This window comes from Streptomyces sp. NPDC006687 (assembly GCF_040636215.1).
Classification (GTDB): Bacteria; Actinomycetota; Actinomycetes; order Streptomycetales; family Streptomycetaceae; genus Streptomyces.
In genome coordinates this window covers 89460-115192 of record NZ_JBEYJJ010000013.1, presented here as the reverse complement: position 1 = coordinate 115192, position 25733 = coordinate 89460, and the positions used below count along the sequence as shown (strand labels likewise).

General features: G+C 71.6%; 18 protein-coding genes, 1 tRNA gene and 1 pseudogene. 10 read left to right on the top strand and 10 right to left on the bottom strand.

All coding sequences use genetic code 11. The features are described 5' to 3' along the window. Positions 1-64: 64 nt before the first annotated feature. Positions 65-1738 carry a conjugal transfer protein gene (locus ABZ716_RS18145; RefSeq protein WP_358960003.1) on the bottom strand — a complete coding sequence of 558 codons (1674 nt, stop codon included), beginning with the start codon at positions 1736-1738 and terminating at the stop codon, positions 65-67. Positions 1739-2011: 273 nt separating this feature from the next. Between ABZ716_RS18145 and ABZ716_RS18140 the strand changes: the two genes are divergently transcribed. The 9 genes from ABZ716_RS18140 (at position 2012) to ABZ716_RS18100 (ending at position 11038) form a co-directional block, all read left to right on the top strand. Continuing rightward, complete coding sequence (locus ABZ716_RS18140; RefSeq protein ID WP_358960001.1) at positions 2012-2470, top strand: hypothetical protein; 459 nt, start codon at positions 2012-2014, stop codon at positions 2468-2470. A 41-nt stretch (positions 2471-2511) separates the two neighbouring features. Continuing rightward, positions 2512-3147, top strand: coding sequence for a hypothetical protein (locus ABZ716_RS18135; protein WP_358959998.1), 636 nt, complete (start codon positions 2512-2514; stop codon positions 3145-3147). Further along, entirely contained in the window at positions 3144-4172 is a 1029-nt protein-coding gene (locus ABZ716_RS18130; RefSeq protein WP_358959997.1) for a hypothetical protein, read from the top strand. Before ABZ716_RS18135 ends, ABZ716_RS18130 begins: the two co-directional genes overlap by 4 nt. A gap of 8 nt (positions 4173-4180) precedes the next feature. Next, positions 4181-4558, top strand: a complete 378-nt coding sequence (locus ABZ716_RS18125) for a DUF4913 domain-containing protein (protein ID WP_121017671.1) — start codon at positions 4181-4183, stop codon at positions 4556-4558. Positions 4559-4791: 233 nt separating this feature from the next. Next, the gene (locus tag ABZ716_RS18120; RefSeq protein ID WP_358959995.1) at positions 4792-5433 is read left to right on the top strand and encodes a hypothetical protein; all 642 of its coding nucleotides are present in this window, start codon (positions 4792-4794) and stop codon (positions 5431-5433) included. A gap of 6 nt (positions 5434-5439) precedes the next feature. After that, entirely contained in the window at positions 5440-7479 is a 2040-nt protein-coding gene (locus tag ABZ716_RS18115) for a peptidoglycan DD-metalloendopeptidase family protein (protein WP_358959993.1), read from the top strand. A gap of 88 nt (positions 7480-7567) precedes the next feature. Next, complete coding sequence (locus ABZ716_RS18110; RefSeq protein ID WP_358959990.1) at positions 7568-9301, top strand: TraM recognition domain-containing protein; 1734 nt, start codon at positions 7568-7570, stop codon at positions 9299-9301. Positions 9302-9576: 275 nt separating this feature from the next. After that, a complete protein-coding gene (locus ABZ716_RS18105; RefSeq protein ID WP_358959988.1) occupies positions 9577-10236 on the top strand; it encodes a hypothetical protein in 660 nt (219 codons plus the stop codon). A gap of 286 nt (positions 10237-10522) precedes the next feature. Next, positions 10523-11038, top strand: coding sequence for a hypothetical protein (locus tag ABZ716_RS18100; RefSeq protein ID WP_358959986.1), 516 nt, complete (start codon positions 10523-10525; stop codon positions 11036-11038). A 352-nt stretch (positions 11039-11390) separates the two neighbouring features. Here the strand turns inward: ABZ716_RS18100 and ABZ716_RS18095 are convergent, their stop codons facing one another. Continuing rightward, the gene (locus ABZ716_RS18095; protein ID WP_358959984.1) at positions 11391-12281 is read right to left on the bottom strand and encodes an HNH endonuclease signature motif containing protein; all 891 of its coding nucleotides are present in this window, start codon (positions 12279-12281) and stop codon (positions 11391-11393) included. 344 nt (positions 12282-12625) lie between these two features. Further along, complete coding sequence (locus ABZ716_RS18090; protein ID WP_358959982.1) at positions 12626-13216, bottom strand: YdcF family protein; 591 nt, start codon at positions 13214-13216, stop codon at positions 12626-12628. On the opposite strand from ABZ716_RS18090, the pseudogene ABZ716_RS18085 reads away from it, so the two are divergent. After that, positions 13184-14152, top strand: a pseudogene (locus ABZ716_RS18085) (tyrosine-type recombinase/integrase); the annotation flags it as partial. The gene ABZ716_RS18090 and the pseudogene ABZ716_RS18085 overlap by 33 nt on opposite strands. A 48-nt stretch (positions 14153-14200) precedes the next feature. On the opposite strand, the gene ABZ716_RS18080 reads toward ABZ716_RS18085, so the two are convergent. The 7 genes from ABZ716_RS18080 to ABZ716_RS18050 form a co-directional block, all read right to left on the bottom strand. After that, positions 14201-14274: transfer RNA gene (locus ABZ716_RS18080), tRNA-Thr, on the bottom strand. A 105-nt stretch (positions 14275-14379) separates the two neighbouring features. After that, a complete protein-coding gene (locus ABZ716_RS18075) occupies positions 14380-15915 on the bottom strand; it encodes an alpha/beta hydrolase (protein WP_358959979.1) in 1536 nt (511 codons plus the stop codon). A 63-nt stretch (positions 15916-15978) separates the two neighbouring features. After that, positions 15979-17190, bottom strand: coding sequence for a DNA polymerase III subunit delta' (locus ABZ716_RS18070; protein WP_121015408.1), 1212 nt, complete (start codon positions 17188-17190; stop codon positions 15979-15981). Positions 17191-17325: 135 nt separating this feature from the next. Continuing rightward, a complete protein-coding gene (tmk, locus tag ABZ716_RS18065; RefSeq protein WP_358959976.1) occupies positions 17326-20541 on the bottom strand; it encodes a dTMP kinase in 3216 nt (1071 codons plus the stop codon). Between the two features lie 110 nt (positions 20542-20651). After that, positions 20652-23519: a type I DNA topoisomerase gene (gene topA, locus ABZ716_RS18060; protein ID WP_358959973.1), complete on the bottom strand. Its 2868-nt coding sequence runs from the start codon at positions 23517-23519 to the stop codon at positions 20652-20654. Positions 23520-23785: 266 nt separating this feature from the next. Then, complete coding sequence (locus tag ABZ716_RS18055) at positions 23786-23983, bottom strand: hypothetical protein (protein ID WP_351887254.1); 198 nt, start codon at positions 23981-23983, stop codon at positions 23786-23788. A 127-nt stretch (positions 23984-24110) separates the two neighbouring features. Then, on the bottom strand, positions 24111-25625 hold the full coding sequence (locus ABZ716_RS18050; protein WP_358809515.1) for a methyltransferase: 1515 nt from the start codon (positions 25623-25625) through the stop codon (positions 24111-24113). Positions 25626-25733: the final 108 nt, after the last annotated feature.

The window sequence follows — 25733 nt, the reverse complement described above, 5'->3', positions numbered from 1 at the left end:
AGGGGCGTACGGATGGGTGGCGCGTCGGGCGGGGCGGTCGGTACGCCGCCTCGCGGATGACGCGTCAGTGGGACTTGGAGGCTTCCGGCTTGGGCGAGGGGGAGGGGCCGGCGGAGGCCGGACCGGACGGCGAGGGTGAACCGGACGGGGCCGGTGAGCCGCTCGCTCCGGTGGCCGGGGCGGCGCTCGGCGAGGCCGTGGCCGTGCCCGGTGTGTCCGCGCGGCCGCCCGTCGGGTCCATGACACCGCCGCGGATGTCCTTGATGAACCAGCCCTGCGCCGTGTTCACCACGGTCACCCGGTACGAGCGCTTCAGCGTCACTTCCGCCTTGGCGTCATCGGCCCCTCCGCCGCCCCAGGCGACGGTGACCCGTGCCGGGACCGCCTGGCCCTGGTTGTACGTGATCTTCTTGCCCGTCTCGGTGCCCTCGGGGGCCAGCGCCTGGACCTCCTGGACGACCGGTGTGGTCAGCGCACCGGCCAGGCCCGAGACCGCCGCCGGGGTGGCGTCGGGGGTGGTGAAACGGGCGAGGGCGGTGGTGTCGGAGGCGGCCCACGCCTTGAAGTAACCCGCGAAGACCTGGTCCCTGAGCTGGTTGGAGAGCTCCTGGTCGACGACCTCTCCCCCCTTCTCCAGCGCGGGCGCGGTGTCACGGACCGGCAGCGGCATCTCGCCGACGTTGCCGACGACCCGCAGCCCCGAAGCTCCGGCGAGGTCCTTGACGTACACCGGTACGGAGAGGGTGGTGGTGCGGCCGCCCGTGTAGGTGACCTGGATGTTGAGGTACCGGCCGTTCTTGCCGTACTCGGGGAGCTCTTCGACGGTCCCGTCCCAGCTCGCCTGCTTGACCTGCTGCTTGCCCCTCCCGTTCCATCCGCAGTCCCGGTCGACGCCGGACGAGATGTAGTGGGAGAGGGATTCACGGCGCTTGTCGGCGTTCTCCGGCGAGTACGTCATGCACAGGGACGCGTACTCCTCGGCGAAGACCGCCGCCGACTGGACCGGGAAGTCGGTGAGCCGGTAGCGGGTCAGGTCCTGCCCGTCGAGGGCGGCGGGCTTCACGGAGACGGACGACCTGCCGATGACCAGGCCGGTGACACCGCAGGACCCGAGCGCGAAGGCGCAGGCGGTGATCATCAGGGTCGCGCGCAGGGCGACGTGCGTACTCCTGCCGTTCGAGGGCAGCCGGCCCCCGGGGCGCGGCACCTCGAACCGGGCTTCCGGCCCCTTGGCGCCGCTTCGCCCGGGCGCGGTCACGACGGCGGCGGACGGGTCCGCGGCAGTGGCGGGTGCGGCGGCGGCGCCGGGTGCGGCGGCAGCGGGTGCGGCGGATGCGGGTGCGGCGGATACGGCCGGTATCCCGGCGACGGAAGCCTTCCCGCCCCCCTTGCGGCTCTCGCGCGCGGCCTTCTTGCTCTCGTACTCGGCCTTGCGGACCGCCTTCTTGCGTTCGTACTCGGCCTTGCGCGCGGCCTTCGCCTGCTCCCGCTTGTCCTTCTTCGACTCGGCGGCGGGCCCGTCCGCGCGCGGCGGAAGGCTCGGTACGGCGGCCTGGCCCGGCGGGACGTTGGACTGCGGGGCCACACGCACCCACGCGGCGGCGACCTGGCTGCGGGCCGCCTCGGCGGAGAGCTGGGGCACGGGCGGGGCGTCGTACGGACCCGGCGCCTGCTGCGCGGGGTGCCCGGCGGACCGGCCCTCGCCGACCCCGTCCGCAGAACTGCTGTGGTCCGTCATCGAGTCGGCTCTCTCCCCGCGTGTGATCCCCGTCCGCCGGTCGGGCGTGCGGCGGGCCCTGGTGAGACCAGGTGCGGACCGCAGTGTGGCAAATCGAGCTGACATTCCCCTCCCGCTTTTCCCCGCGAGAGGGGGTGAGGAAAAAATAAGGAATCCCTGCGAGGAAAACCGAGGGGCCGTCGGCGCGGTGCCCCGCCCACGGCTCCGTCACAATGCCGGGTTGTGCCCCAGTCGCGGGCGCGGAGCCGTCCCCGACCTCCCGAAGGACGAGAGTTGAGCGAGCAGAAGCTTCACCCGTGGCAGGACGCGGGCACCGCCCCCGAGGCCCCCGAACCGCCGCTGGTGGAGGCCGAGCACGCCTGGATCGCCGGCTACGAGCCGGGAAACCCCTGGCAGTCGAAGCTCTGCCTGCGCACCCCGCACGGCACGGTCACGTACCCCCTGACCCCGCACACCATGCCGGACCTCCTGGAGGGCCTGGTGGTGGTCGCGCAGGCGCAGCAGGGGGTGACGGGCGCGGACGCCCTGTACGACTCCGAGGCCGACGAGCCCGAGGACGACGCGGAGCCCCATGAGCCGACGGAGACCCCGAGCATCCACAACGGCCGCGCGGCACGCCTGACCGGCTGGGCCGTGGTCCACGAACTGTGGGAGCGCGAGGACCCGAAGGTCCGCCTCGTCATGGGCGCGATCGTGGTGGCCGTGTTCTCGTTGGGGATCTTGCTTTCCTGACGAGATACGGTCAACTGCACGCCACGCACGAAGGAGCGCACATGCTGACGGAGACCACCGGCCGCACGCCCCAGGACCTCGCCGCCGAACTGACCGGCCTGCGCACGGTCGACGACTGGCCGTCGGTCTGGTCCGGTCCGCCGCAAGGCGGTTCGGCCGAGTTCGACGCGTGGTGCGGCCGGTACGGCTGGGAACCGCTGACCTTCGACCGGCAGCTGCGCGTACGGACCCGCAGCGGCGGACGATGGACGTTCTACGACCGCATCGGCGGCGAGTGGAGCCCGCTGGTGAACCTGACGCACTATCCGTGGCAGGTGAGGGCCGGCTCGGCAGCCGAGAACAGCGAGGTCCTCACGACCGCCGCCACGGTCTGGCCGGCGCACCTGGAGGCAGCCGTGGGCGTGTTGGGCGCACCCACATGGACCGGCCCCTGGGACGCCTCGGACTTCCCGGAGCCGCCCCACCCGTCGTACTGGCACAGCCGTGACGCGCGCATGCGGTCGCGCCGCCCCTACCAGTTCGCGTACTGGGCACCGGGCGCGGACGTGTCGGGACAGCCGTTCATCGTGCTGAGCCAGTCGGTGGCGTTCCCGACCTGGACTGCCGACATGCCCGGCGGATCGGCGATCTCCCTTGACGTGTACGCGCCCGAAGAGCTCCAGGGCTCCGGCCGATGACGGATGCGACGCACCCCACTCCCGCCGAGCTCGCACGCGCCATAGCGCTGGAGACCGCGTACGAGGCGTCCAAGCCGCGCACCCCGGACCGGGTGGAGGAGGTGACGTCCCGTATATGGGGCGACTGGGCAGCGGCCTACCCGGAGGCCGGGACCCGGCCACCCCTGCTGGACTTCATCCGTGAGGTCGCCGCCACCCGTTCGGTCACCATCGAGGGCCGTGGCGACACCCGCGCCTTCTGGTCCTACAGGTCCCAGCCGGAAGGCGCCCCGCAGGACGTGGGACACCGGTTCCTCGCGCAGGCGTGCGGTGAGAGCCGCGGGTACCAGGTGCTGGAGGACACCGAAGCGGGCCGGACGCTGGACTCCTACCACCTGTGGCAGCCCGAGGTGCAGAAAGCACTGGCCCAGGACCTCGGTCTGCCCGAGCAGGAGTTGCAGTCACTGGCTCCGGAGGTCTGGAAGGCCGCCTCGTTCCGCTATGCCCAGGCGGCCCAGGGGCCGGTCGTGGCCTTCGCCGCCGATATCGGCGCCCGTTCCGTCCTCGGTGAGATCGAGATGCCGCAACTCCTCGACCACCCGAACGTCGGGAAGGAAGGCGTCAGGTTCCCCCTCCCGCTCCCCCGCCACGAGCATCTGCCCGCGGAGCTGGACGAGCTGATGTCGGACGAGGCCGTACGGTGCCAGTTGCGGATGGAGGACTACGACGCGAAAAGCACCACCCCCGCGACGTTCGCTGCCAAGCTCGCTGCCATCGACGCCCCCGAGCGGCAGAGAACGGCACTCGCGGCGGCCGTCACGAGTCTGCGGGCGGCCGAGAGTTACACGGATCTGGCGGGACCGGCTGCAGGACACCAACAGCCCGAGCCCAAGAAGCCCGTACTGGGTCAGTCCTTCATCCACGGGGCAGCCATCCCCACCACCCTCACCGTGCCACCCCGCCCCGCGATCGCCGTAGCCAGCACCCATGGCGTGATCAACCCCGGGGTCGAAGCCGCACCCGAGTCGGCGGGAATCGGACGGTGACCGGCTCCGTGGACACGACCGCTCCCGGCGAGCAGGTCGAGCTGTACTTCTCCGATGTCTTCGCCTTCGTCAAGGATTTCCTCGCCCCGACCGTCCGCCGCCGCCTCAACGGCTCCTCCGCCACCTGGTGCCCCCGCTGGTGGGAGCACCCCGAGGCCGGCGCGCGGCTCTCCGCGCTCTGGCTGGCCTGGGAGCAGCTGCGCCTGGAACCGACGCTCGGCCTCTCCACGTGGTGGCTGCACCACGCCGACCCGCACCTGCGGGTGCTGATGGACACCGACCTCGGCCCGTTCGCGGCCTGCTCCCCCAAGCCGGGTGGGCACACGGCGTACCCCTTCGACCCGCTCCCACTGGAGGAGTACGACCCGGAGGCACAGCCCTTGTAAGGAACCGGTGAGGACGCGCGAGCCGTTCCTCACCGTTTCCCCACATCCCCCAACCACCCCCCGGAAAGCCCGTTTTCCTCACCCGGTCCCCGCGTTTTCCTCGCCTTTCCCCCGCGAGGAAAACCCGCGCTCCCCCGGCCGTCCCGCCACCTACGGTGGCTCGGCGACCAGACTGAGGGAGGCCCGGGACGGTGGATTCACCTGCCGAGAACAAGCGAAGTGCCGTACTGGCATTGGCACTGCTCGGTGCCCTGCTGGTCGGCAGCCTGGTCGTGCTCACCGTGTTCGACGGCGAGGACGATCCCGGAGACGACGCCAAACCCAAGGCTCCGGCGACCACCCGGAGCGCGGGCACCGGCACCGGTGCGGGTTCCGCCGCCGGTGCCTCCGCAGCGCAGTCCGGGTCGGCCGACTCCGTTCCCCCCATCGTCAAGCCGGACGACCTGGCCGCAGCGCACCGCGTGATGGCCGAGTACATGTCGGGCCTGAGCACCTACAAGCACACCGACACAGCCGCCTCCTGGACGCCCCCGCTGCTCGACCGCACCGTGCGCAACGAGGAGATGAAGCAGCTGACCGTGCTCCCGACCGGCAAGGCATGGGCGGAGTGTCAGCAGGCCAAGTGCTCGTCCGTCGGGAAGGCGATCGTGCGCCGGGACGCGCAGATCGCCGACGAACTCGCCCGTGGCAGCGGACAGATGATCTCCAGCGTGGTGGAAGTGACCGCGACCCGCTCGAAGGACGGCCACAAGACCGAGACCGAGACCAACACCTGGCTCGTGAGCGCGCGCAAGAGCGGCGGCGAGTGGCAGGTGGCGGGCTTCGACATCTACGGCCTGGGCAACGTGGGCGCGCCCGAGCCGAAGGGGGGGTGAACGCCCATGGTGGCTCCTGCCGTACTGGCAGCCGCGTCGAAGGCCGCCAAAGTGGCGAAGGCCGCCAAGAGCGCGGCCCAGGTCGCCTCGGGACAGGGTGGCGGAGGCGGCGGCAAGAAGAAGAACAACCTCAAGTGGGTGCTGCTCATCGCCGCCGGCGGGATGCCGATGTTCGGCATCGGCATCGTCCTCATCATCCTGCTCATCGCCCTGGTGGGCGGCATCGGCGGCGGAGCCGCGCAGGCGGCCTGCGGCGGGTACGGGAACACCGCCGGGGCGGGCAACACCAGCGACAAGGCGGCGACGAACCCGATCATGCCGGCCGGCAAGATGTACATGCCGAGCGACACCGCCCGCGACGAGATCCCTCCGAAGATGATCCTCGCCTCGATGCGCGCGGCCGCGCGTTACGACGGCCTGGACTGGACGATCATCGCCGGGCAGATGTACCAGGAGACGAGGTACGGCCAGGACAAGTCCGCGGCCCCGGGCGGAGACAACGGCCTCGGCTACAAGGGCCTGCTGCAGTTCGGTGACTGGGCCTGGGGCCAGTATGGCGAGGACGGCAACGGCGACGGCCAGAAGGACCGTTACGGCATCGACGACCTGGCCTTCGCCGCGGCCAACTACATGCACGCCCTGAAGGCGGAGACCAACGCCTGGGACGCGCTGCTCGGCTACTCCGGCTCCACCAAGACCAACACGGTCTATCCCCGCGTGGTCCTCACCCAGGCCGCCCGCTACCGCGGCACCCTCACCAGCGACAAGGACCTGATCAACCGCTGGTACGCGCACCTGAAGGCCACCGTCGAGAAGAATCCTTCCTTCCCGGTCCTGGGCCAGAGCCAGGGCATTCCCGAGCCCGTCAGCAGCGACGCCCAGCCGAGCGAGGCGCTGAGCATCCGTTCCAAGGGCCCCCACAGCTGGTCCACCCCGCCCCTCGGCGGAGGCGGACAGGGCGGCACGACCACGGCCATGGCACCGATGGGCTTCTCCCGCCCGCTCACGGCCCCGTTCCGCCCGGACGACCCGCCGGCGACGACCAGCGGCAAGAACTGGCAGTGGCCGCTCAAGGAGGGCTCGTACAAGCTCGGTACCAAGTACCACCAGGAAGGCCCGCACTGGAGCCTCGGCTACCACACCGGGCTCGACCTGGAAGCGTCCACCGGCACCCCGATCTACGCCCCGGCCGACGGCAAGGTCGTGAAGGTCGGCAGCGGTGGCGCGTACGGCAACGAGACCCGCATCGAACACGCGGGCGGCGTCATCACCCTGTACGCCCACCAGAGCAGCGTCGCCGTGAAGCTGGGCGACACCGTCAAGCGCGGCGACCAGATCGGCGCGGTCGGCGAGACGGGCAACGCCTTCGGCCCCCACCTCCACTGGGAGGTGCTGATGCCGGGCGTCGACGACCCCTTCCGCAGCGGCCAGGACAACGGCCCGGGCGAGATCGACCCGGAGGGCTGGCTGGCCGGGAAGATCACCGCCAGCCCGGACTACGGTGGTGTCCCCGGCGGCAGCGGCAAGGGCAAGGACGCGGACTACCGCGACTGCGCCAAGAACGGCCAGGGCACCCCCGTCTCGCCGGACGGCGCCGGCGCGACCGGGCCCCTGCCCGACGTGGACGACCAGGTGGTCCGAGCGGCACTCGGCTGGGCTCAGCGCGGCATCGGCAAGCCCTACGTCTGGGGGGCCGCCCGCCTCCAGGGCGACAACCCCACGTCCTTCGACTGCTCCAGCTTCACGCAGTGGATGTACTACCAAGCCAGTGGCGGCAAGATCAACATCGGGTACAACACCTACGAGCAACAGCCCAACCTCTCGAAGTACAAGGTCGACCTGAGCCAGTCCAAGCCGGGCGACGTGATCTTCTTTCACCCCAGCGCGGCCGGCTCGGAGCACGTCGGCATCGTCTGGGACCCGGCCAAGCACACGATCCTTCACGCCCCGAGGCCGGGCAAGAACGTCGAGTTCAGCAACTGGGAGTGGCAGGGGCAGATCACGGGCGTCTACCGGGTGCCTACGGGCGGGAAATTCCCTTCCTGATCCCGGCCGCACGACACGACGCCCGAAACCACCGGAAGAACGAGATGCCGATGCCCCCCACAGGCCCGGCGGAAGGAACGCCCTGACCATGGCCCCCGAACCACAGAAGAAGCCGCGCGCCGAGGACGACTGGACGATCGAGATCGTCCTCCTCGTGGTCGGCGTCCTGGCCCTCCTGTCCGCCGCCTGGCTCGCGGCCCGCCTCGGCGCCGCGTTCGCCGACCAGCCGGAGCCCCCGGGCAACCCCTTCTCCTTCGGCATCGCCCTGGCCAAGGGCGACTACCCCTGGCCCGGCGGCGCGGCCAGCGCCATCGCCGCCGCCGAGGCGCTGCTGCTCGCCGGTCTGATCACCGCCGGGTACCGGATACGCCAGCGGCTGCGCGACAAGCCGGACGTGGACCGCGCGGCCAAGCACATGGCGGACGGGACGGACCTCGGCAAGCTGACCATGAAGGGCGCGGCGGCGACCGCCGAGCGGCTCGGCGTGAAGGCGCAGGTGCCGGGCGTGTTCATCGGCCGCTCCGTGAAGGGCCGCCAGCCCCTGTTCGGCTCCTTCGAGGACATGCACGTCGACATCTGGGGACCGCGTACCGGCAAGACGACCCGGCGCGCCATGCCGGCGATCCTCGCCGCCCCGGGCGCGGTGCTCGTGACCTCCAACAAGCGCGACATCGTCGACGGCACGCGCGGCCCGCGCCAGGCCCGGGGGCAGGTGTGGGTGTTCGACCCGCAGCAGGTGGCCCAGGAGCCGCCGCTGTGGTGGTGGAACCCCCTGTCCTACGTCACCGACGTGGCCAAGGCCCGCAAACTGGCCGACCACTTCGCCTCGGGCTCGCGCGACGCCGACGCCTCCACCGACGCGTTCTTCGACCCGGCGGGCCAGGACCTCCTCGCCAACCTCCTGCTCGCGGCGGCCACCGCCAAGCTGGCGATCACCCAGATCTACACCTGGCTGTCGAACCCGAAGGACGACACCCCGGAGCGCATCCTGCGCGGCGCCGGACACCACATGCCGGCCGACGCCCTGGGCGGCGTCATCACCGCCCCCGACAAGCAGCGCAGCGGTATCTACGGCGTCGCCCAGCAGATGGCGTCCTGCCTGATCAACCCCGAGGTCAACAAGTGGGTGTCCCCGCTCGGCGCGGACGACGGCCGCCCGGAGTTCGACCCGCACGAGTTCGTCCGCTCCTCCTCGACCCTCTACTCGCTCTCCCGCGAGGGCAGCGATTCGGCCGGTCCGCTGGTGACGGCCCTGACCGTGGCCGTCGTCGAGGCGGCCGAGGAGTACGCCACCACCCAGCGGGGCGGCCGCCTGTCGCTCCCGATGGTCGGCGTCCTGGACGAGGCGGCGAACGTCTGCCGCTGGCGCGCCCTGCCCGACCTCTACTCGCACTACGGCTCGCGCGGCATCGTCCTGATGACGATCCTCCAGTCCTGGGCCCAGGGCGTCGAGGTGTGGGGCGACCGCGGCATGGAGAAGCTCTGGTCCGCCGCGAACGTCCGGGTCTACGGCGGCGGCGTCTCCGACACCCGCTTCCTCGGCGACCTCTCGGAACTGGCCGGCGAGTACGAGCTCCGCGAGTACTCCGCGACCCAGGAGGCGGAGTTCGGCGGCTGGTCCGGCAACCGCACGGTGAACGAGTCACGGCGCCGCGAGCGCCTCCTCCAGGTCTCCGACCTGGGCGCGATGCCCCCGGGCCGCGCCCTGGTCCTGGCCTCGGGCACGAAGCCGGTCCTGGTGGAGACCATCCCCTGGTGGGAGGGCCCGTACGCCACCGAGGTCAAGGCATCCCTCTCGAAGTACGACCCGGGCGCCCGCTGAGCCCACGAAACGTGGCCGGCCCCCGGGGCCGGCCACGGTTCCGCTCACGCATCACAGCCGGACGGAAGTCCCGGCTGCTCCCGGGCCCAGCCCTGGGCGCCGGCGCTGCCGCTCCGGCCGCCGCGATCGTGCCGAAGCCCTGGGATACCTCGCGCATGCCGTCGCCGCGCTTCGCCGGAACCAGCCGCTCCACGACGACCGCGCCGCCGGCTCACGGGCTGCTGTCCTTCTGCCTGCTGATACGAGCGGCCGCCCGTCACTGACGGCATGTCATGATGCCCGACGAGCAACAGGATGAGGAGCTTGGGACGATGCTGACGGAGACATCGGGCCGCACGGCCCGTGACCTGGCCGCCGAGCTGGAGGGCCTGCGGGGGGTGGATTGGGCATCTGTCTGGGCGGGTCCGCCGCAGGGCGGTTCTCCCGAATGCCGCACCTGGTGCGAGCGCTACGGCTGGGAACCGCAGACGGCCGACCGCAATCTTGTGGTGCTCAGCCGGGCCGGCGGCAGGTGGACCTTCGAAGCGGGTGGCAACTGGCATCCCGTACGACGCCTGACCCACTGGGCGTGGCACCTCAAGGCAGACGAGGCGTCCGAGAACCCCGGTCTCTTGACCCGCGCGGCCGACGAATGGCCCGACTTCGTCAAAGCGGCCGAAAGTGTGCTGGGGCCCGCGGTATGGGCCGGCCCCTGGGATGCACCAGACTTCCCGGAGCCGATGGAACCGGCGTTCTGGGAGAGCCGTGAATACCGCCTCGAGACCCGCACCCCCTACCGGATGGCGTACTGGAAGCCGGTGGGTGACCATCCCGGGCAGGCACTCATCGTGCTTGCGCAGTCGGTGTCGTTCACAGCGTGGACCACTGACACGCCGGGCGGTTCGCGGATCCAGCTGACCGTGTATGCCCCTGAAGGGTCACGGAGGAACCCGTGACCCCCGACGCCCCTCCGACCCCGGAGGAGACAGCCCGGGCCTTTGCCCTCCAGCAGGAACATGCCGCGGCGGAACCACGCGACAGGCAGTCCGGGGCCGCGATAGCCCGCAGGCTGTACGGCGACTACCTGTCGACACTCGATCCGGAGGCGGAGGGTCCCAGGCCCGGTCTTGTGGACTTCATAAGGAGGGCATCAAGTTCGCCACGCCGTTGCCTCAGCACGCTCACCTTCCGCCCGACATCAACGCGTTCATGGCCCATCCCCCCATCCGCTGCCAACTGCGGATGGGAGACGACGACCCCGGGAAATCCCCCGAGGAATTCGCCATGAAGCTTCACGCCATCGATGTCCCCGAGGACCAGAAGCAGGCCCACGCGGTGATCGTCGACCGGCTGTCGACGGCCAACTCCTACGAGGAACTGAACCCGACGACCGCCGAGGCGAAGCGGAGGGAGCACATGAGCACCTTCATACCCGGTGTGAACCTAGGCCACGGACTCATCCGCACGCCTCGCAGCGTCCTCACCGGCCACGGCGTGAGCGAGCCCACACCCCGCAGATCACACCGAAGTCCTCCGGTATCGAGCACTGACCGGCAGGTCTGCCACGATGCGTTCGCGCGCACCCCTCCCTGTACCGAGCACGCGAGGACGCTGACCAGGACCACGGGCGGAACCGCCCAGCACCTGGTTCCGGCGTATTGGCGGCCACCGCAGTCCTGGGGGCGCCGCGGGCTCCGGTTCCCGCCCCATGCCCTCACACCAAGCAAAAAAGCAAAAGCCCCAGGTCACGGCGAGTGAGTCCTGGGGCTTCTACAGAGCCGCCTTCGGGATTCGAACCCGAGACCTACGCATTACGAGTTGTCCGATCTTGGTCCGCCAGCCTCCACTGACGTCCCCCACGAACTTGATTCCCCTGCTCAGAGGGCGTCCCGAACATCAGCGAACACCGGCGCACAGCGCCGGATACAGTCCCGAGCGAGCCCCCAACTGAGACCCGTTCGCCGCGCCGGGTAGGGCTGCTCGATGCCCTGCTATCCGGCGCCGTTGATGTCAGCCATGGACGCCAGAGGCCTTCTGACCGGCTCTGGAACCGCCGCACCGCGCAGGAGCCTGCCACACCACCGTGGCGCCGACGACCAGAACTGGCAAGTCAGTACCAGCGGCGATAGCGATTACTCGGCTTCGTGATTCGGTCAGATTTCGTCGCATTGCATTTCTCGCAGAGCAACTGCAGATTTGTGACGTCATTCAGTCCGCCACGCGATAGCGGCATCATATGGTCATAGTTCGCAACGTCAAGCGAATCAATTAGCCCCGACAGATTCACGCCGCAGTCAGTACAACGGCCGCGATCACGATAGAAGACGGCCCTACGGGCCCACACCGGGGGGCGTGAACGCTTGAGTTCCCCTTCGCGCTCGAAGAGCCGAGCGAAATCGCTTTCGTCTTCATCGAACGCTTCCGGGTCAACGTCGTCCACATACATGGCCAAAAATCTGTTCAAGTTGGCCAATGCCTGCCGATTCAAGAACATGACATAGAAGACTTCATCGGCAATGCGGGACATGAGGTCTTCGTAGACCTGAGTCAAGCGCAGGTGCACGAGGTAGTCGTAGCAGGCGTTGGCGACGTAGTGCGGGTCCTCGGAACCTGACGGATCACCATCACCCCCCGTCTGCCCGCCCGGCATAGGGTCATCAGGAATCAGAAAAAGTGGTTCACGGATGATCCCGTAGTTCATCATGGCGGCGTCTGCGGGGAGAATCCACCGAGGGTGGACTAGATTAGGCCCGAAAGGCACCCGAGTGGGACCATGCGCGTCACCCATTAGAATATCTTCGGCAACGAAGCGGATGAACTTATGGAGAGCGGATTCCTTCTGCCAATTCGGAAGAAAGTCGTAGATTCCGTTGTCGACAGTCAGCGCCTCCAATTCGCGCAAATAGGCGAAGGGGTCGCGCATGATAGTTTCGACGGCGTTTGCGATTCGGTACGTACGGAAGTACTCGTGGGCCAACCACTCGTTCTTCTTGCCCTTCACTCACTCCCCCTAGGTATGTGATCAACGGCCACCCCATCCTGCCCCGTGATACTGCACGGCGTCCCGGATATCGACGGCCGCCCCCAGCCGCAGCCGGGTTCACCACCCATCAACCCGAACTGTCCGGCGTGCGGCCGATGGCCGGCAGGAGCGGGGCGTAACAGGAGCGGCGGTCCGCACGACGACCCGCACGCGCCCCGCCATGCGCGGCGCGTGCCCTTGATGGAGTAGGAACTTCCCACCATGGGAACGACGCCGTCTGTCGCCGCCAGGCACCCATCACATCGTCCGAGACGGAAGCCCGGCGGCTTCGACGACCTGCGGTCGGACTGTTGCGGGGCCGATCATCGATGGGCTACGAGGCGGCTCGTGAAGCCCTCAGAACAGAGACGTTTGTAGGCCGCGGAAACGGCCGGCGGAATGTCTTGGTGGATCAGGAGCCCCTGCTGCGGGTAGATGGCCAGACGCTGCTGCGCGCCGACGAGCATGTCGATGACCAGGCGTGGGTCCTGGATCGAATCCACATACTCCCCAAGCGTCATCGGCGCAGAGGCGCTGACGATCTCGACCTCCGGCCACAACTTGCGAGCTGTCGCATAGGCCCGCCGCTCTTCGTACGGCTTGGTGACCAACAGCACCGACTCGACGTGGACGCCACGGTCTACGAGCAGCGACCGAGAGAAAACGATGTTCTCGCCCGTGTTGCGAGCCTGCGGCTCCACGAGAATGGCAGACGCAGGCACGCCCAGCTCCATCGCCCGCTCGCGATAGTGCTCCGCCTCCCCGCGGGGCATCCGCTCGCGGGTCGTCCGGCTGGTGGCGCCGGTGAAGACGATCAGCGGCATCATGCCGCGCTCGTAGAGGTCAACTGTGAAGTCAGCGACGCCCAGGTCGTGGCTTCCGAGCACCGCCTCGACAAGCTCGCGCCGGAACACCTGGAGGTGATGTACGCGGCGATGCTGGAGGAGGGGCACGCCCCTTCGCACGTGGTCAAGGTGCACCGGATCCTCTCCCGCGCCCTGAAAATCGCCCACCGTCGCCGGATCATCAGTGAGAACGTCGCCACGCTCGTGGACCCGCCGTCCGTGGACGAGACGGAGGCGAACCCGTTCTCGCGGGAGGAGTCGAAGGCTTTCCTGGCGGCCGCCGCCAAGCGTCCGACGTTCATGCGGTGGGCCATCGGGGTCGGCATGGGCTTCCGGCAGGGAGATGCCTTTGGGCCTCCGCTGGCCCTATGTCGACCTGGAGCAGGGGTTGTTTCACCCCGCCTGGCAGCTCCAGCGCCTTACCTGGAAGCACGGTTGCAAGGACGCACACGCATGCGGGGCCCGACTGCACCGGTTCGAGCCATGCTCGCCTGACTGCTCGGCGCACAAGGGTTACAAGCGCGGTTGCCCGCAGCCCTGCCCCAAGACCTGCCGCCGGCACGCCAGCACCTGCCCAGAGCGGAAGGGCGGGGGACTCGCCTTCACCCGGCCCAAGACGAAGAAGAGCCAGAACCCCGTACCGATCCCGCCGCCCTTCCTGCCCTATCTCCTGGAGCACACCCGCGAGCCGACTGGGCGGAGTTCAAGGAGCTGCTTGACGAAGCGGGGATCAGCGATCGTCGCCAGCACGACGGTAGCCGTCACACGGCGGGGACGATCCTCAACGAGTTGGGCATCGACATGCCGACCATCATGGAGATCCTTCGGCACACGCAGATCAGCCAGACGAGGCGGTACGTGAAGGGGCGATCGGAGCTCTCGCGGGAGGCGATGCGCCGGATGGGCGAAGCATTCATGCCTGGCCCCAATCCGGTGTACGAGACCAGAACTGAGACCGAGAGCACCCGAACGGCCCGCGCACGGCGGCGGCGCAAGATCCGGTAAATAGCAAAAGCCCCAGGTCACGGCGAGTGAGTCCTGGGGCTTCTACAGAGCCGCCTTCGGGATTCGAACCCGAGACCTACGCATTACGAGTGCGTTGCTCTGGCCAACTGAGCTAAGGCGGCACCGCTGGGAAGACAAGATTTTCCCCGCAGGGAGCCTCTCATCAGCAGCGTCGCCAAGTCTACAGGGTGGGAAGCGATGCCCCGAACCGGGTTCCGGCTGTGGGGTCAGCAGCGTTTGCCCGGGGTGGGGGGACTGCCCTCCAGGAGGTAGCGGTTGATCGCGGTGTCGATGCAGTCGCTGCCGCGGCCGTACGCGGTGTGGCCGTCGCCGTCGTAGGTCAGGAGGGTGCCCGAGTCCAGCTGGTCCGCCAGGGCCTGGGCCCACTTGTACGGGGTCGCCGGGTCGCGGGTGGTGCCGACCACCACGATCGGGGCCGCGCCCTGGGCCTTCAGGGGCTTCGCCGTGCCCGTGGCCTTCACCGGCCAGTAGGCGCAGTTCAGCGAGGCCCAGGCCAGCCCCGCGCCGAAGACCGGTGACGCCTTCTCGAAGGACGGCAGGGCGGCGTCCACCGCCTCCGGCCCGCTGAAGGCGGCGGGCTGGTCGAGGCAGTTCACGGCGGCGTTGGCGAACATCAGGTTGGCGTACTTGCCGTCCGCGTCGCGCTCGTAGTAGCTGTCGGCCAGCGCCAGCAGGGCGGCCCCGTCGCCGTTCATCGCGTCGCCCAGGGCCTGGCGCAGCTGCGGCCAGGCGCTCTCGTCGTACAGGGCCGCGATGACGCCCGTCGTCGCGAGGGACTCGCCCAGCGGGCGGCCCTGGTCGCCGGAGGGGACCGGCTGGGCGTCCAGCTTGCGGAAGAACTCCTTCAGGCGCTGTCCCTGGGCCTGCGGGGTGCCCTGGCCCAGCGGGCAGTCGGCCTGCTTCGCGCAGTCCCGGGCGAAGGAGCGGAAGGCCGTGTCGAAGCCCGCCGTCTGGTCGCGGTTGAGTTCGAGGGCGGGCCGTGAGGGGTCCATCGCCCCGTCCAGGACCAGCCGGCCCACCCGGGCCGGGAAGAGGTCCGCGTACGTCGCGCCGAGGAAGGTGCCGTAGGAGGCGCCGACGTAGTTCAGCTTCTGGTCGCCGAGGACCGCCCGGAGCAGGTCCATGTCGCGGGCGGCGTCCACCGTGGAGACGTGCGGCAGGACCCGCGCCGAGCGCTGCTCGCAGCCCGCCGCGAACTCCTTGAACGCCGCCACCAGCCGGGCCCGTTCCGCCTGGTCGTCCGGGGTCTGGTCCACCTGGGTGAAGCGGTCCATGGCCGGCCCGGCCAGGCATTCCACGGGGCTGCTGCGGGACACCCCGCGCGGGTCGAAGGAGACCATGTCGTAGCGGGCGCGCACCGGCGCCGGGTAGCCGATGCCCGCGTACGCCTGGAGGTAGCCGATGCCCGATCCGCCGGGGCCGCCCGGGTTGACCACCAGGGAGCCGAGCTTCTTGCCCGGGCCGGTGGCCGTGCGCCGGGACACCGCGATGTCCACGTCCTGGCCGGAGCCCGGGTGGGCGTAGTCCAGCGGCGCCTTCATCGTGGCGCACTGGAAGCCCTGGACACCGCAGTCGCGCCAGCTCAGCTTCTGCTCGTAGTACCGGCGCAGCGCGGAGGGGACCGCGGACGGTTCGGCCGAGGCGGAGGCCACGCCCGGGCTGCCGGAGGTACAGCCGGAGAGCAGCAGCCCGGCCGCTGCGATCACGGTCCCGGTGGTACGCAGCAGTCGCCTGGTGTCCATGCGGCGAGCGTACGGCCTGCCGGGACGCCTGTCCGTCGGCCGCCGCTCGTACGGGTGAACCCGTCAGCCGGCCCGCAGGGCCATCGTCATGGCCTCCACCGCCAGGAGCGGGGCCACGTTCCGGTCGAGGGCCTCGCGGCAGGCAATGATCGCCTCGATGCGCCGCAGCGTGCGCTCCGGACCCGAGGCGCGGGCGATCCGGTCGAGGTCCGGGCGTATGTCCTCGTTGGCGATGGCCAGGGCCGAGCCGAGCTGGAGGGCCAGGACGTCCCGGTAGAAGCCGGTCAGGTCGGTGAGGGCGAGGTCGAGGCTGTCGCGCTGGGTGCGGGTGCGGCGGCGTTTCTGGCGGTCCTCCAGTTCCTTCATCACCCCGGCCGTGCCGCGCGGCAGCCGGCCGCCGGCCCCCGCTCCGGCGCCGAGCGCGGCCCTCAGCTCCTCGGTCTCCCGCGTGTCGACCTCCTCGGCGACCTGCTTGGCGTCCTCCGCGGCGGCGTCGACGAGCTCCTGCGCCGCCTTGAGGCAGCCGCCGACGTCGTCCACCCGCAGCGGGAGCTTCAGCACGGAGGCGCGCCGGGTGCGGGCGGCCTCGTCGGTGGCGAGCCGGCGGGCCCGGTCGATGTGCCCCTGGGTGGCGCGGGCGGCGGCCGCGGCGGCGGCGGGCTCCACGCCGTCGCGCCGCACCAGGACCTCGGCCACCGCCGCCACGGACGGGGTGGTCAGGCTCAGGTGCCGGCAGCGGGAGCGGATCGTGGGCAGCACGTCCTCCAGGGAGGGCGCGCACAGCAGCCAGACCGTACGGGGCGCGGGCTCCTCCACTGCCTTCAGCAGGACGTTGCCCGCGCCCTCGGTGAGCCGGTCGGCGTCCTCCAGGACGATCACCTGCCAGCGGCCGACGGCCGGCGACAGCTGGGCTCGGCGGACCAGCTCGCGGGTCTCCTTCACACCGATCGACAGCAGATCGGTGCGGACGATCTCCACATCGGCGTGCGTCCCGGCCAGGGTGGTGTGACAGCCGTCGCAGAATCCGCAGCCCGGTTCACCGCCGAGGGCGCGGTCCGGGCTGACGCACTGGAGGGCCGCCGCGAAGGCGCGGGCGGCGGTGGCCCGTCCGGAGCCGGGCGGGCCGGTGAACAGCCAGGCGTGGGTCATCTTGGAGCCGGGCGGCAGCGGCTGTCCCTCGGCGACGGCCGAGACCAGGGCGTCGGCGTCGCGGGCGGCCGAGGCCAGCTGCGCCTGCACGCGCGCCTGTCCCACCAGGTCGTCCCACACGGGCATCCCGCCCACCGCCTTTCACCGTCCGCCGGTGCTCCGCACCCGCCTGCCCTGCCTGCCCTGCCTGCCCTGCTCACATTGTGGCGCGCGCCACTGACAATCCGTCCCTTCCCCGCCCCGGGAGGACCGGCCGCCGGGTCAGCGGCGGCGCCGCCGGCCGCCCCGGCCGTCCGCGTCACCCTGGTCGTCCCGGGCGTCCCGGCCGTCCGGGCGCGGGCCGAGCAGTTCGTCCGCCAGGCTCGGCAGGTCGTCCATCGGGGTCGCCTCGGCCCAGTCGGAGGGGGCCCGGCGCGGCCGGCCGTCCTCGTCGAAGGCGGGGAGCTCACGCGTCACGTCGTTCGCGGAGTCCCGGAAGATCCCCGGCGGCACCCGGTCGGCCGGCGGCTCCTGCGTGTGCGGGGCGGTCGGACGCTCCGCCGGACGGGTCCGACCGTCCGGGGCGGCGGGAGCCTGGCCCTCGGGCCGTACGGCGGGCATGACCGCCGTCTCGTCGGACGGGCGCCGGGCGGACGGGTCGACCTTGGGCACGGGGACGGTCTGGGTGACGTCGTCGGGCTGGACGACCCGTCGCACCACCGGCGTCTCGACCGTGAGCTCCTCGTCCGCCGGCAGCGGGTCCTTGCGCATCACGACCTTGGGCGCCGGCGTCTCAGCCGGGGGTTCAGCGCGCGTAGCGGCCGGCCTCTCGGCCGCCTTCGCCGCCGCGGCGGCCGCAGCGGCCGAGGCCGCGGCGAGCTTGCGCGCCTCCTCCGCCCGCAGCAGGGCCTCCTCGGCCCGCCGCTGCTTCTCCCGCCGGAGCTCCTCCGCCTCGGCGCGCAGCCGGGCCTCCTCCGCCTCCTGGAGCCGGATCCGCTCGAGCTCGGCGGCGCGGGCCCGCTCCTCGGCCTCGGCGCGCAGCCGCTCGGCCTCGGCCCGCACCCGCGCCTCCTCCTCAACCCTGCGCCGCTCCTCCTCGGCCCTCACCCGGGCCTCCTCCGCCTTCCGCGCGGCCTCCACCTCGGCGAGCCGGCGGGCCTCCTCGGCCTCCCGCTCGGCCCTGATCCGCGCCTCCTCGGCCTCCCGGGCCAGACGGGCTTCCTCCTCGGCCCTCAGCCGGGCCTCCTCCGCCTTGCGCGCGGCCTCCTCCTCGGCCTTGCGCCGGGCTTCCTCCTCGGCGAGCCGGCGCGCTTCGAGCTGCGCGGCCACCTCCGCCTCGGACAGCGGGAGCATCCGGTCCAGGCGGTGGCGCACGACGGTGGTCACGGAGCCGGGGTCCTGGCCCGCGTCGACCACGAGGTAGCGGCCCGGGTCGGCGGCGGCCAGCGTCAGGAAACCGGCCCGCACCCGCTGGTGGAACTCGGTGGGCTCGGACTCCAGCCGGTCGGGGGCCTCGGTGAAGCGCTCCCGGGCGGTCTCCGGGGACACGTCGAGCAGCACGGTCAGGTTCGGGACCAGGCCGTCGGTGGCCCAGCGGGAGATCCGGGCGATCTCGGTCGGGGAGAGGTCGCGGCCCGCGCCCTGGTAGGCCACCGAGGAGTCGATGTAGCGGTCGGAGATGACCACCGCGCCCCGCTCCAGGGCGGGCCGGACGACGGTGTCCACGTGCTCCGCCCGGTCGGCCGCGTACAGCAGCGCCTCGGCGCGGTTGGACAGCCCGGCGGAGGAGACGTCCAGCAGGATCGAGCGGAGCCGCTTGCCGACCGGGGTGGCGCCCGGCTCCCGGGTCACGACGACCTCGTGGCCCTTGCCCCGTATCCAGTCGGCCAGGGCCTCCACCTGGGTGGACTTCCCGGCGCCGTCGCCGCCCTCCAGGGCGATGAAGAACCCGGTCGCTGACGGCGCCTGGACGGGCTCCCCACCGCGCAGCGCCTCGCGCAGGTCACGGCGCAGCGGTACGCCGCCGCGGTCGTCGGCCCGGAGGAGGACCACCACGGCGGCGGGCAGCAGCAGGGCGCCGACCAGCATCAGCGTGTAGCCGGCGCCCCCGTGCGCGAGGACGATCCGGCCCGCGTGCAGGCGGTGCGGGCCGATCGCGCCGGCCAGCAGCGGGGCGGCCACGGCGCCGAGGGCCACGGCCACCCGGACCACGGCCTGGAGGTGCTCGGTGACCCGGGCCCGGCGGAACTCCTCGGTCTCCTGGTCGAGCAGGGTGTGCCCGGTGTTGGCGGCGACACCGGCGGCGGTACCCGCGAGCAGCGCCAGGAACAGCACGGTCGCCGTGTCCCGGACCAGCCCGGTCAGCAGCAGCGCCAGCCCGGCGACCGCCATGGCCAGGGCGAGGAGCCGGCGCCGCGACAGCCCGGGCAGCACCTTCCCGGCCTGGACGGCCCGGATCCCGGCGGCGGTGCCGCCCACCAGGGCCAGCACCATCAGGGCGTACGAGGACGGCCCGCCGCCCAGGTCGAAGGCGTGCAGCACGGCCACGGAGGCGGCGCAGGCCACGGCCGCGGCGACGGCGGCGCAGGCCAGCACCAGCAGCCGGAACGCCCCCGTGCGCCCCTTCTCGGCCCGCTCCCCCGACCGCGGGGCCCGCAGCCCCTCCAGCGGGGAACGCGGCCTGGGGGTCTTCACGGCGGGCAGCGTCAGCGGCAGCAGCAGCGAGACGGACGCGGCGAACAGGCCGGCGGCCACGTACGAACCCAGCGCCGACTGGTTCGCGGCGAACCAGTCCACGCCCAGGCCCAGCGCCCGCCCGACCAGGGTCGCCACCAGCAGGGCGGCGGCCGCCGCGGGCATCGCCGCGAAGGCCGTGCGCAGGCTGAGGCGGCGCAGGGCGTCGAGGTGGTCCGGGAGCGGGCGTACGGTCGCCCCCTCCGGAGGCGGCGCGGGCAGCAGCGCGGGGGCGGCGCTCTCCTTGGCCAGGGTCCACACCCGCTCGGCGGCGCCGGACACGAGGACGGTGGCCAGCAGGGCGGTCGTGGCGTACGCCGGGATCCAGTCGAGCCACAGCGGGGCGACGACGAACAGCAGGATCCGCAGCGCGTCGGCGCCGATCATCGTCCAGCGGCGGTCCAGCTTGCCTCCGGGGGCGGTGAGCTGGGCCAGCGGGCCGAGCAGGACCGCCCCGAAGAGGACGGTGGCGAGCCCCCGTACCGCGAAGACGGCGGCAACGGAGAAGGCCGCGCCCCGGTAGCCGCCGCCGAAAAGGTCTCCGGAGGCGGTCGTGACGGTCGCCTGGAGGGTCAGCAGGACGAGCACCAGCAGGGCGAGGGCGTCGCCGATGCCGCTCACCAGCTGGGCGCTCCACAGCCGGCGCAGCCCGGGCGTGCGCAACAGGGCGCGCACCGCTCGCTCGCGGGAGTCCGCGGCCAGGGCTTCGTCGTAGGAGGGGTTCTCGGAGGCGGTCACGACCGTCGGCTGCTCGGTTCGCGTCATCCGCCCAGCCTATCCGCTGCGCTGGGCCGCCGCGGTGGCCTGTGGACAGCGCCCGGTGTGACCCCGCACCCACCTCCCGGCGCCGCCTCCCGACGTCCTCCCCCCGGCGGCTACTCCTCCGCCGGGGCGGTGACGGCCGCCTTCTTCGCGGCCGCGGCCGTCGTCGTCTTCTTCGCCGCCGTCTTCGCGGTCGTCTTCTTCGCGGTCGCCGTCTTCGCCGCGGTCGTCTTCTTGGCGGCCGTCGTCTTCTTCGCTGCCGCGGCCGTCGTCGCCTTCTTGGCGGTCGCCTTCTTCGCCGGGGCCTTCTTCGCCGGGGCCTTCTTCGCCGTCTTCTTCGCCGGCGCCTTGGCCCGCTTCTCCGCGAGCAGCTCGTAGCCCCGCTCCGGCGTGATCGTCTCGACGTCGTCGTCCCGCCGCAGCGTCGCGTTCGTCTCGCCGTCCGTCACGTACGGCCCGAAGCGGCCGTCCTTGACGACCACCGGCCGCTCGCTCACCGGGTCCGTGCCCAGCTCCTTCAGCGGCGGCTTGGCCGCGGCCCGGCCCCGCTGCTTGGGCTGCGCGTAGATCGCGAGGGCCTCGTCCAGGGTGATCGAGAAGAGCTGGTCCTCGGTCTCCAGGGACCGCGAGTCCGTGCCCTTCTTCAGGTACGGGCCGTAGCGGCCGTTCTGGGCGGTGATCTCCACGCCCTCCGCGTCCGCGCCCACGACCCGTGGCAGGGACATCAGCTTCAGCGCGTCGTCCAGCGTCACCGTGTCCAGGGCCATCGACTTGAACAGCGAGGCCGTGCGCGGCTTGACCGCGTTCTTGCCCGTCTTCGGCGTGCCCTCGGGCAGGATCTCCGTCACGTACGGCCCGTAGCGGCCGTCCTTGGCGACGATCTCGTTCCCGCTCACCGGGTCCTTGCCCAGCGCGAACTCGCCGCTCGGCTTCGCGAACAGCTCCTCCGCGTACTCCACCGTCAGCTCGTCCGGAGCCAGATCCTCCGGTACGTCGGCGCGCTGGTGGCCCTCCGCGTCCTTCTCCCCGCGCTCCACGTACGGCCCGTAGCGGCCGACGCGCAGCACGATGCCCTCGCCGACCGGGAAGGAGGAGATCTCCCGGGCGTCGATCGCGCCGAGGTCGGTGACCAGTTCCTTCAGGCCGCCGAGGTGGTCGCCGTCGGACGGGACGACCTCGGAGGCGTGCTCGGAGCCGAAGTAGAACCGCTTCAGCCACGGCACGGACTGGGCCTCGCCCCGCGCGATGCGGTCGAGGTCGTCCTCCATCTTGGCGGTGAAGTCGTAGTCGACCAGCCGGCCGAAGTGGGTCTCCAGCAGGTTCACGACGGCGAAGGACAGGAAGGACGGGACGAGCGCCGTGCCCTTCTTGAAGACGTAGCCGCGGTCGAGGATGGTGCCGATGATCGACGCGTACGTCGACGGGCGGCCGATCTCCCGCTCCTCCAGCTCCTTGACCAGCGACGCCTCGGTGTAGCGGGCCGGCGGCTTGGTCGCGTGGCCGTCGGCGGTGATCTCCTCGGCGGTCAGCGCGTCGCCCTCGGCGACCTGCGGCAGCCGGCGCTCACGGTCGTCGAGCTCGGCGTTCGGGTCGTCGGCGCCCTCGACGTACGCCTTCATGAACCCGTGGAAGGTGATCGTCTTGCCGGAGGCGCTGAACTCGGCCTCACGGCCGTCGGCCGCCCGGCCGCCGATCTTGACGGTGACCGAGTTGCCGGTCGCGTCCTTCATCTGGGAGGCGACGGTCCGCTTCCAGATCAGCTCGTAGAGGCGGAACTGGTCGCCGGTCAGGCCCGTCTCGGCGGGGGTGCGGAAACGATCACCCGAAGGCCGGATCGCCTCGTGCGCCTCCTGCGCGTTCTTGACCTTGCCGGCGTAGACGCGCGGCTTCTCCGGCAGGTAGTCGGCCCCGTAGAGCTGCGTGACCTGCGCCCGGGCCGCGGCCACCGCGGTCTCGGAGAGCGTGGTGGAGTCCGTACGCATGTAGGTGATGAAGCCGTTCTCGTACAGCTTCTGCGCCACCTGCATCGTCGCCTTCGCGCCGAAGCCGAGCTTGCGCGACGCCTCCTGCTGGAGGGTCGTCGTACGGAACGGGGCGTACGGGGAGCGGCGGTACGGCTTGGACTCGACCGAGCGGACGGAGAAGTCGGCGCCCTCCAGCGCGGCGGCGAGCGCCCGCGCGCCGGCCTCGTCGAGGTGCAGCACCTCGCCCTTGAGCTGCCCGTTCGAGCCGAAGTCTCGGCCCTGGGCGACGCGCTTGCCGTCCACCGAGTTCAGGCGGGCGACCAGGGTGGACGGGTCGGAGGCGTCGCCGGTACGGCCGGTGCCGAAGGTGCCGGTCAGGTCCCAGTACTCGGCGGAGCGGAAGGCGATCCGCTCGCGCTCGCGCTCGACGACGAGACGGGTGGCGACGGACTGGACGCGGCCGGCCGACAGCCGCGGCATGACCTTCTTCCACAGGACCGGCGAGACCTCGTAGCCGTAGAGGCGGTCGAGGATGCGGCGGGTCTCCTGGGCGTCGACCATGCGCTGGTTGAGCTCGCGCGGGTTGGCGACGGCGTCGCGGATGGCGTCCTTGGTGATCTCGTGGAAGACCATCCGGTGGACCGGGACCTTGGGCTTGAGGACTTCCTGGAGGTGCCACGCGATGGCCTCGCCCTCGCGGTCCTCATCGGTGGCGAGGAAGAGCTCGTCGGACTCGGCCAGCAGCTCCTTGAGCTTCCTGACCTGGGCCTTCTTATCCGCGTTGACGACGTAGATCGGCGCGAAGTCGTGCTCGACGTCCACGCCGAGGCGACGGACCTCGCCCGTGTACTTGTCGGGGACCTCGGCCGCGCCGTTCGGGAGGTCGCGGATGTGCCCGACGCTCGCCTCGACGACGTACCCAGGGCCGAGGTAGCCCTTGATCGTCTTCGCCTTGGCAGGGGACTCGACGATGACGAGTCGGCGGCCGCCCTGTGCGGTCTCGCTAGTCGGGGACAACTTGGCTCTTCTCTCCGGTCGGCACTCGGTCGCAGTACGGCGACGCTGCGGAGTGTGACGGTACAACCCGCCCCCGTGTCAAACGGCACAAGCCCGCAACGGCCACTCGAACGGTAACCCGACAAGTGCCATGTCTGCCGCACAGATGCCGCGCCGGACCCGTCGCGGTCACCGGGCCGAGTGGCCCCGGGGCCGTCTGGCCCCGCCCCCGCACCCGCCGCGACGTCGCGTTTCCCACACCGTGGAGATCATCTCCGGCCGGCGCCTCAGAACCGCTGGAGGCACCAGACTCCCAGGGCCAGCGATCCGGCGCCGGCGAGCAGGGCCAGCGGTACGGCCACCGCCGGGCGCACGCCCTCGGCCACCGGCGCGCGGCGACTCGCACGCGCCCCCGTCCAGATCAGCAGAGCCGCCCCGAACAGCAGGAACACGCCCGCCGCGAAGACCGCCGGACCGCGTTCCATACCGTTCCCCTCACCCCCGGACCGCCCGGGGGATCCCCCCGGATCCCCCGCCGCCGGGGAGCCTGCCACCCCCGGGGGTACGGCGGGCGAACCCCGGGTTACATCACGGGGTCGCCCGGCGCCACGGCTACGCGTCCGGCTCCGAGACGGGCTCCAGGAAGCCCTGCTCGACCAGCATCCGGATCGCCTCCGGGGTCCTGTCCCGCAGCAGGACCGGGTCCTCCTCGACCAGCTGGGCGATCGCGTCGAGGATCCGGCCCGCGCTCAGCGAGCCGTCGCAGACCCCGGCGAAGCCCGCCCCGACCGTGTCCACCGTGGTGGCCCGGCGCATCCCCCGGTTCTGCCGGAGCACCACGTGCTCGGGGTCCTCCGCCCCGGGCGCGCCGACCTGCTCCTGGACGACCTCCTCGGTCAGCCGGAAGTACCCGGCCAGCAGCGCGGCGTCGTCGTGTTCGCGCAGGTAGTCCTGGCGGGCGAAGTGGGCGAGGACGGTCTCGCCGAGCGGCTGCTCCACCGTGTGCGGCCACTCCTCGGCCACGATCGAGGGCTCGGCCGCGTCCGTACGGCGCAGCGTGATCCAGCCGAAGCCGACCGCCTTGGTCTTGCGGGACTCGAACTCGTCCAGCCAGTCCTCGTAGCGCGCCGCGTACTCGGCCGGATCGGCGCGGTGGTCCCCGGCGTCACGCAGCCACAGCTCGGCGTACTGCGTCACGTCCTGTACGTCACGCTGCACGATCCACGCGTCGCAGCCGCGCGGCACCCAGGAGCGGACCCGGTCGCGCCAGTCCTCGCCCTCGACGTGCTGCCAGTTGCCGAGGAACTGCGCGAACCCGCCCGGGTTGAGGTGCTCCCCCGCCTGCTGGACCAGGGTCCGGCACAGGTCGTCGCCGCCCATGCCGCCGTCCCGGTAGGTCAGGCGGGCGCCGGGGGAGATGACGAAGGGCGGGTTGGAGACGATCAGGTCGTACGTGGCGTCCCCGACGGGCTCGAACAGGGACCCGGTGAGCAGCTCCGCCTCCGGTGCCCCGGACAGCGCCAGGGTCAGCCGGGTGAATTCCAGGGCGCGCGGGTTGACGTCGGTGGCGGTGACACGGGTGGCGTGCTGGGCGGCGTGCAGCGCCTGGATCCCCGATCCGGTGCCCAGGTCCAGGGCCGAGCCGACGGGGATGCGGACGGTGATCCCCGCCAGGGTGGTGGAGGCGCCGCCGACGCCGAGGACGACGCCCTCCTCGCGGCTGCCGATGCCGCCGGCCCCGCCGACGGCGCAGCCGAGGTCGGAGGCGATGAACCAGTCCTCACCGTCGGGACCGCCGTACGGGCGCACGTCGACGGTGGCGTGCACCTCGTCGCCCTCCCGCCGCAGCCAGCCGTCGGCGAGCGCGGCCTCGACCGGCAGCGCCTGCGCGGCGTGCACGTACGGGACGGGGCACTGGAGGAGGAACAGCCGGACCAGGGTGGGCAGGGGGCCGTCGGCGTGGCTGCGGGTGGCGCGCAGGGCGGGGACCGTCTCGCTGCGGGCGAGCGCGGCGTAGGCGGGGGCGCCGAGCAGGTCGAGCAGCCCGTCGGCGGTGAAACCGGCGGCGAGGAAGGCTTCGCGGAGTTCGGCGGCGCGCTCGGGCGTGGGGAGGCTGGTGGTACTCACGCGTCCATTGTGGCCGTTGGCGCCGCGGTTCCGTACGACCGGCGGCACCTGACGGGGCGGCCGCGGGGCACGGACGGCGCGGGCCCGTACGCGCCCGCGCCCCGGCCG

Excerpts from the sequence above, each read along its gene's own strand:
- ABZ716_RS18055 (WP_351887254.1), bottom strand. The coding sequence starts at position 23,983 with ATGGAACGCGGTCCGGCGGTCTTCGCGGCGGGCGTGTTCCTGCTGTTC.
- ABZ716_RS18100 (WP_358959986.1), top strand. The coding sequence starts at position 10,523 with ATGGGAGACGACGACCCCGGGAAATCCCCCGAGGAATTCGCCATGAAG.
- ABZ716_RS18130 (WP_358959997.1), top strand. The coding sequence starts at position 3,144 with ATGACGGATGCGACGCACCCCACTCCCGCCGAGCTCGCACGCGCCATA.
- ABZ716_RS18075 (WP_358959979.1), bottom strand. The coding sequence starts at position 15,915 with ATGGACACCAGGCGACTGCTGCGTACCACCGGGACCGTGATCGCAGCG.
- ABZ716_RS18070 (WP_121015408.1), bottom strand. The coding sequence starts at position 17,190 with ATGCCCGTGTGGGACGACCTGGTGGGACAGGCGCGCGTGCAGGCGCAG.
- ABZ716_RS18110 (WP_358959990.1), top strand. The coding sequence starts at position 7,568 with ATGGCCCCCGAACCACAGAAGAAGCCGCGCGCCGAGGACGACTGGACG.
- ABZ716_RS18135 (WP_358959998.1), top strand. The coding sequence starts at position 2,512 with ATGCTGACGGAGACCACCGGCCGCACGCCCCAGGACCTCGCCGCCGAA.
- ABZ716_RS18115 (WP_358959993.1), top strand. The coding sequence starts at position 5,440 with ATGGTGGCTCCTGCCGTACTGGCAGCCGCGTCGAAGGCCGCCAAAGTG.
- ABZ716_RS18145 (WP_358960003.1), bottom strand. The coding sequence starts at position 1,738 with ATGACGGACCACAGCAGTTCTGCGGACGGGGTCGGCGAGGGCCGGTCC.
- tmk (WP_358959976.1), bottom strand. The coding sequence starts at position 20,541 with ATGACGCGAACCGAGCAGCCGACGGTCGTGACCGCCTCCGAGAACCCC.
- ABZ716_RS18105 (WP_358959988.1), top strand. The coding sequence starts at position 9,577 with ATGCCCGACGAGCAACAGGATGAGGAGCTTGGGACGATGCTGACGGAG.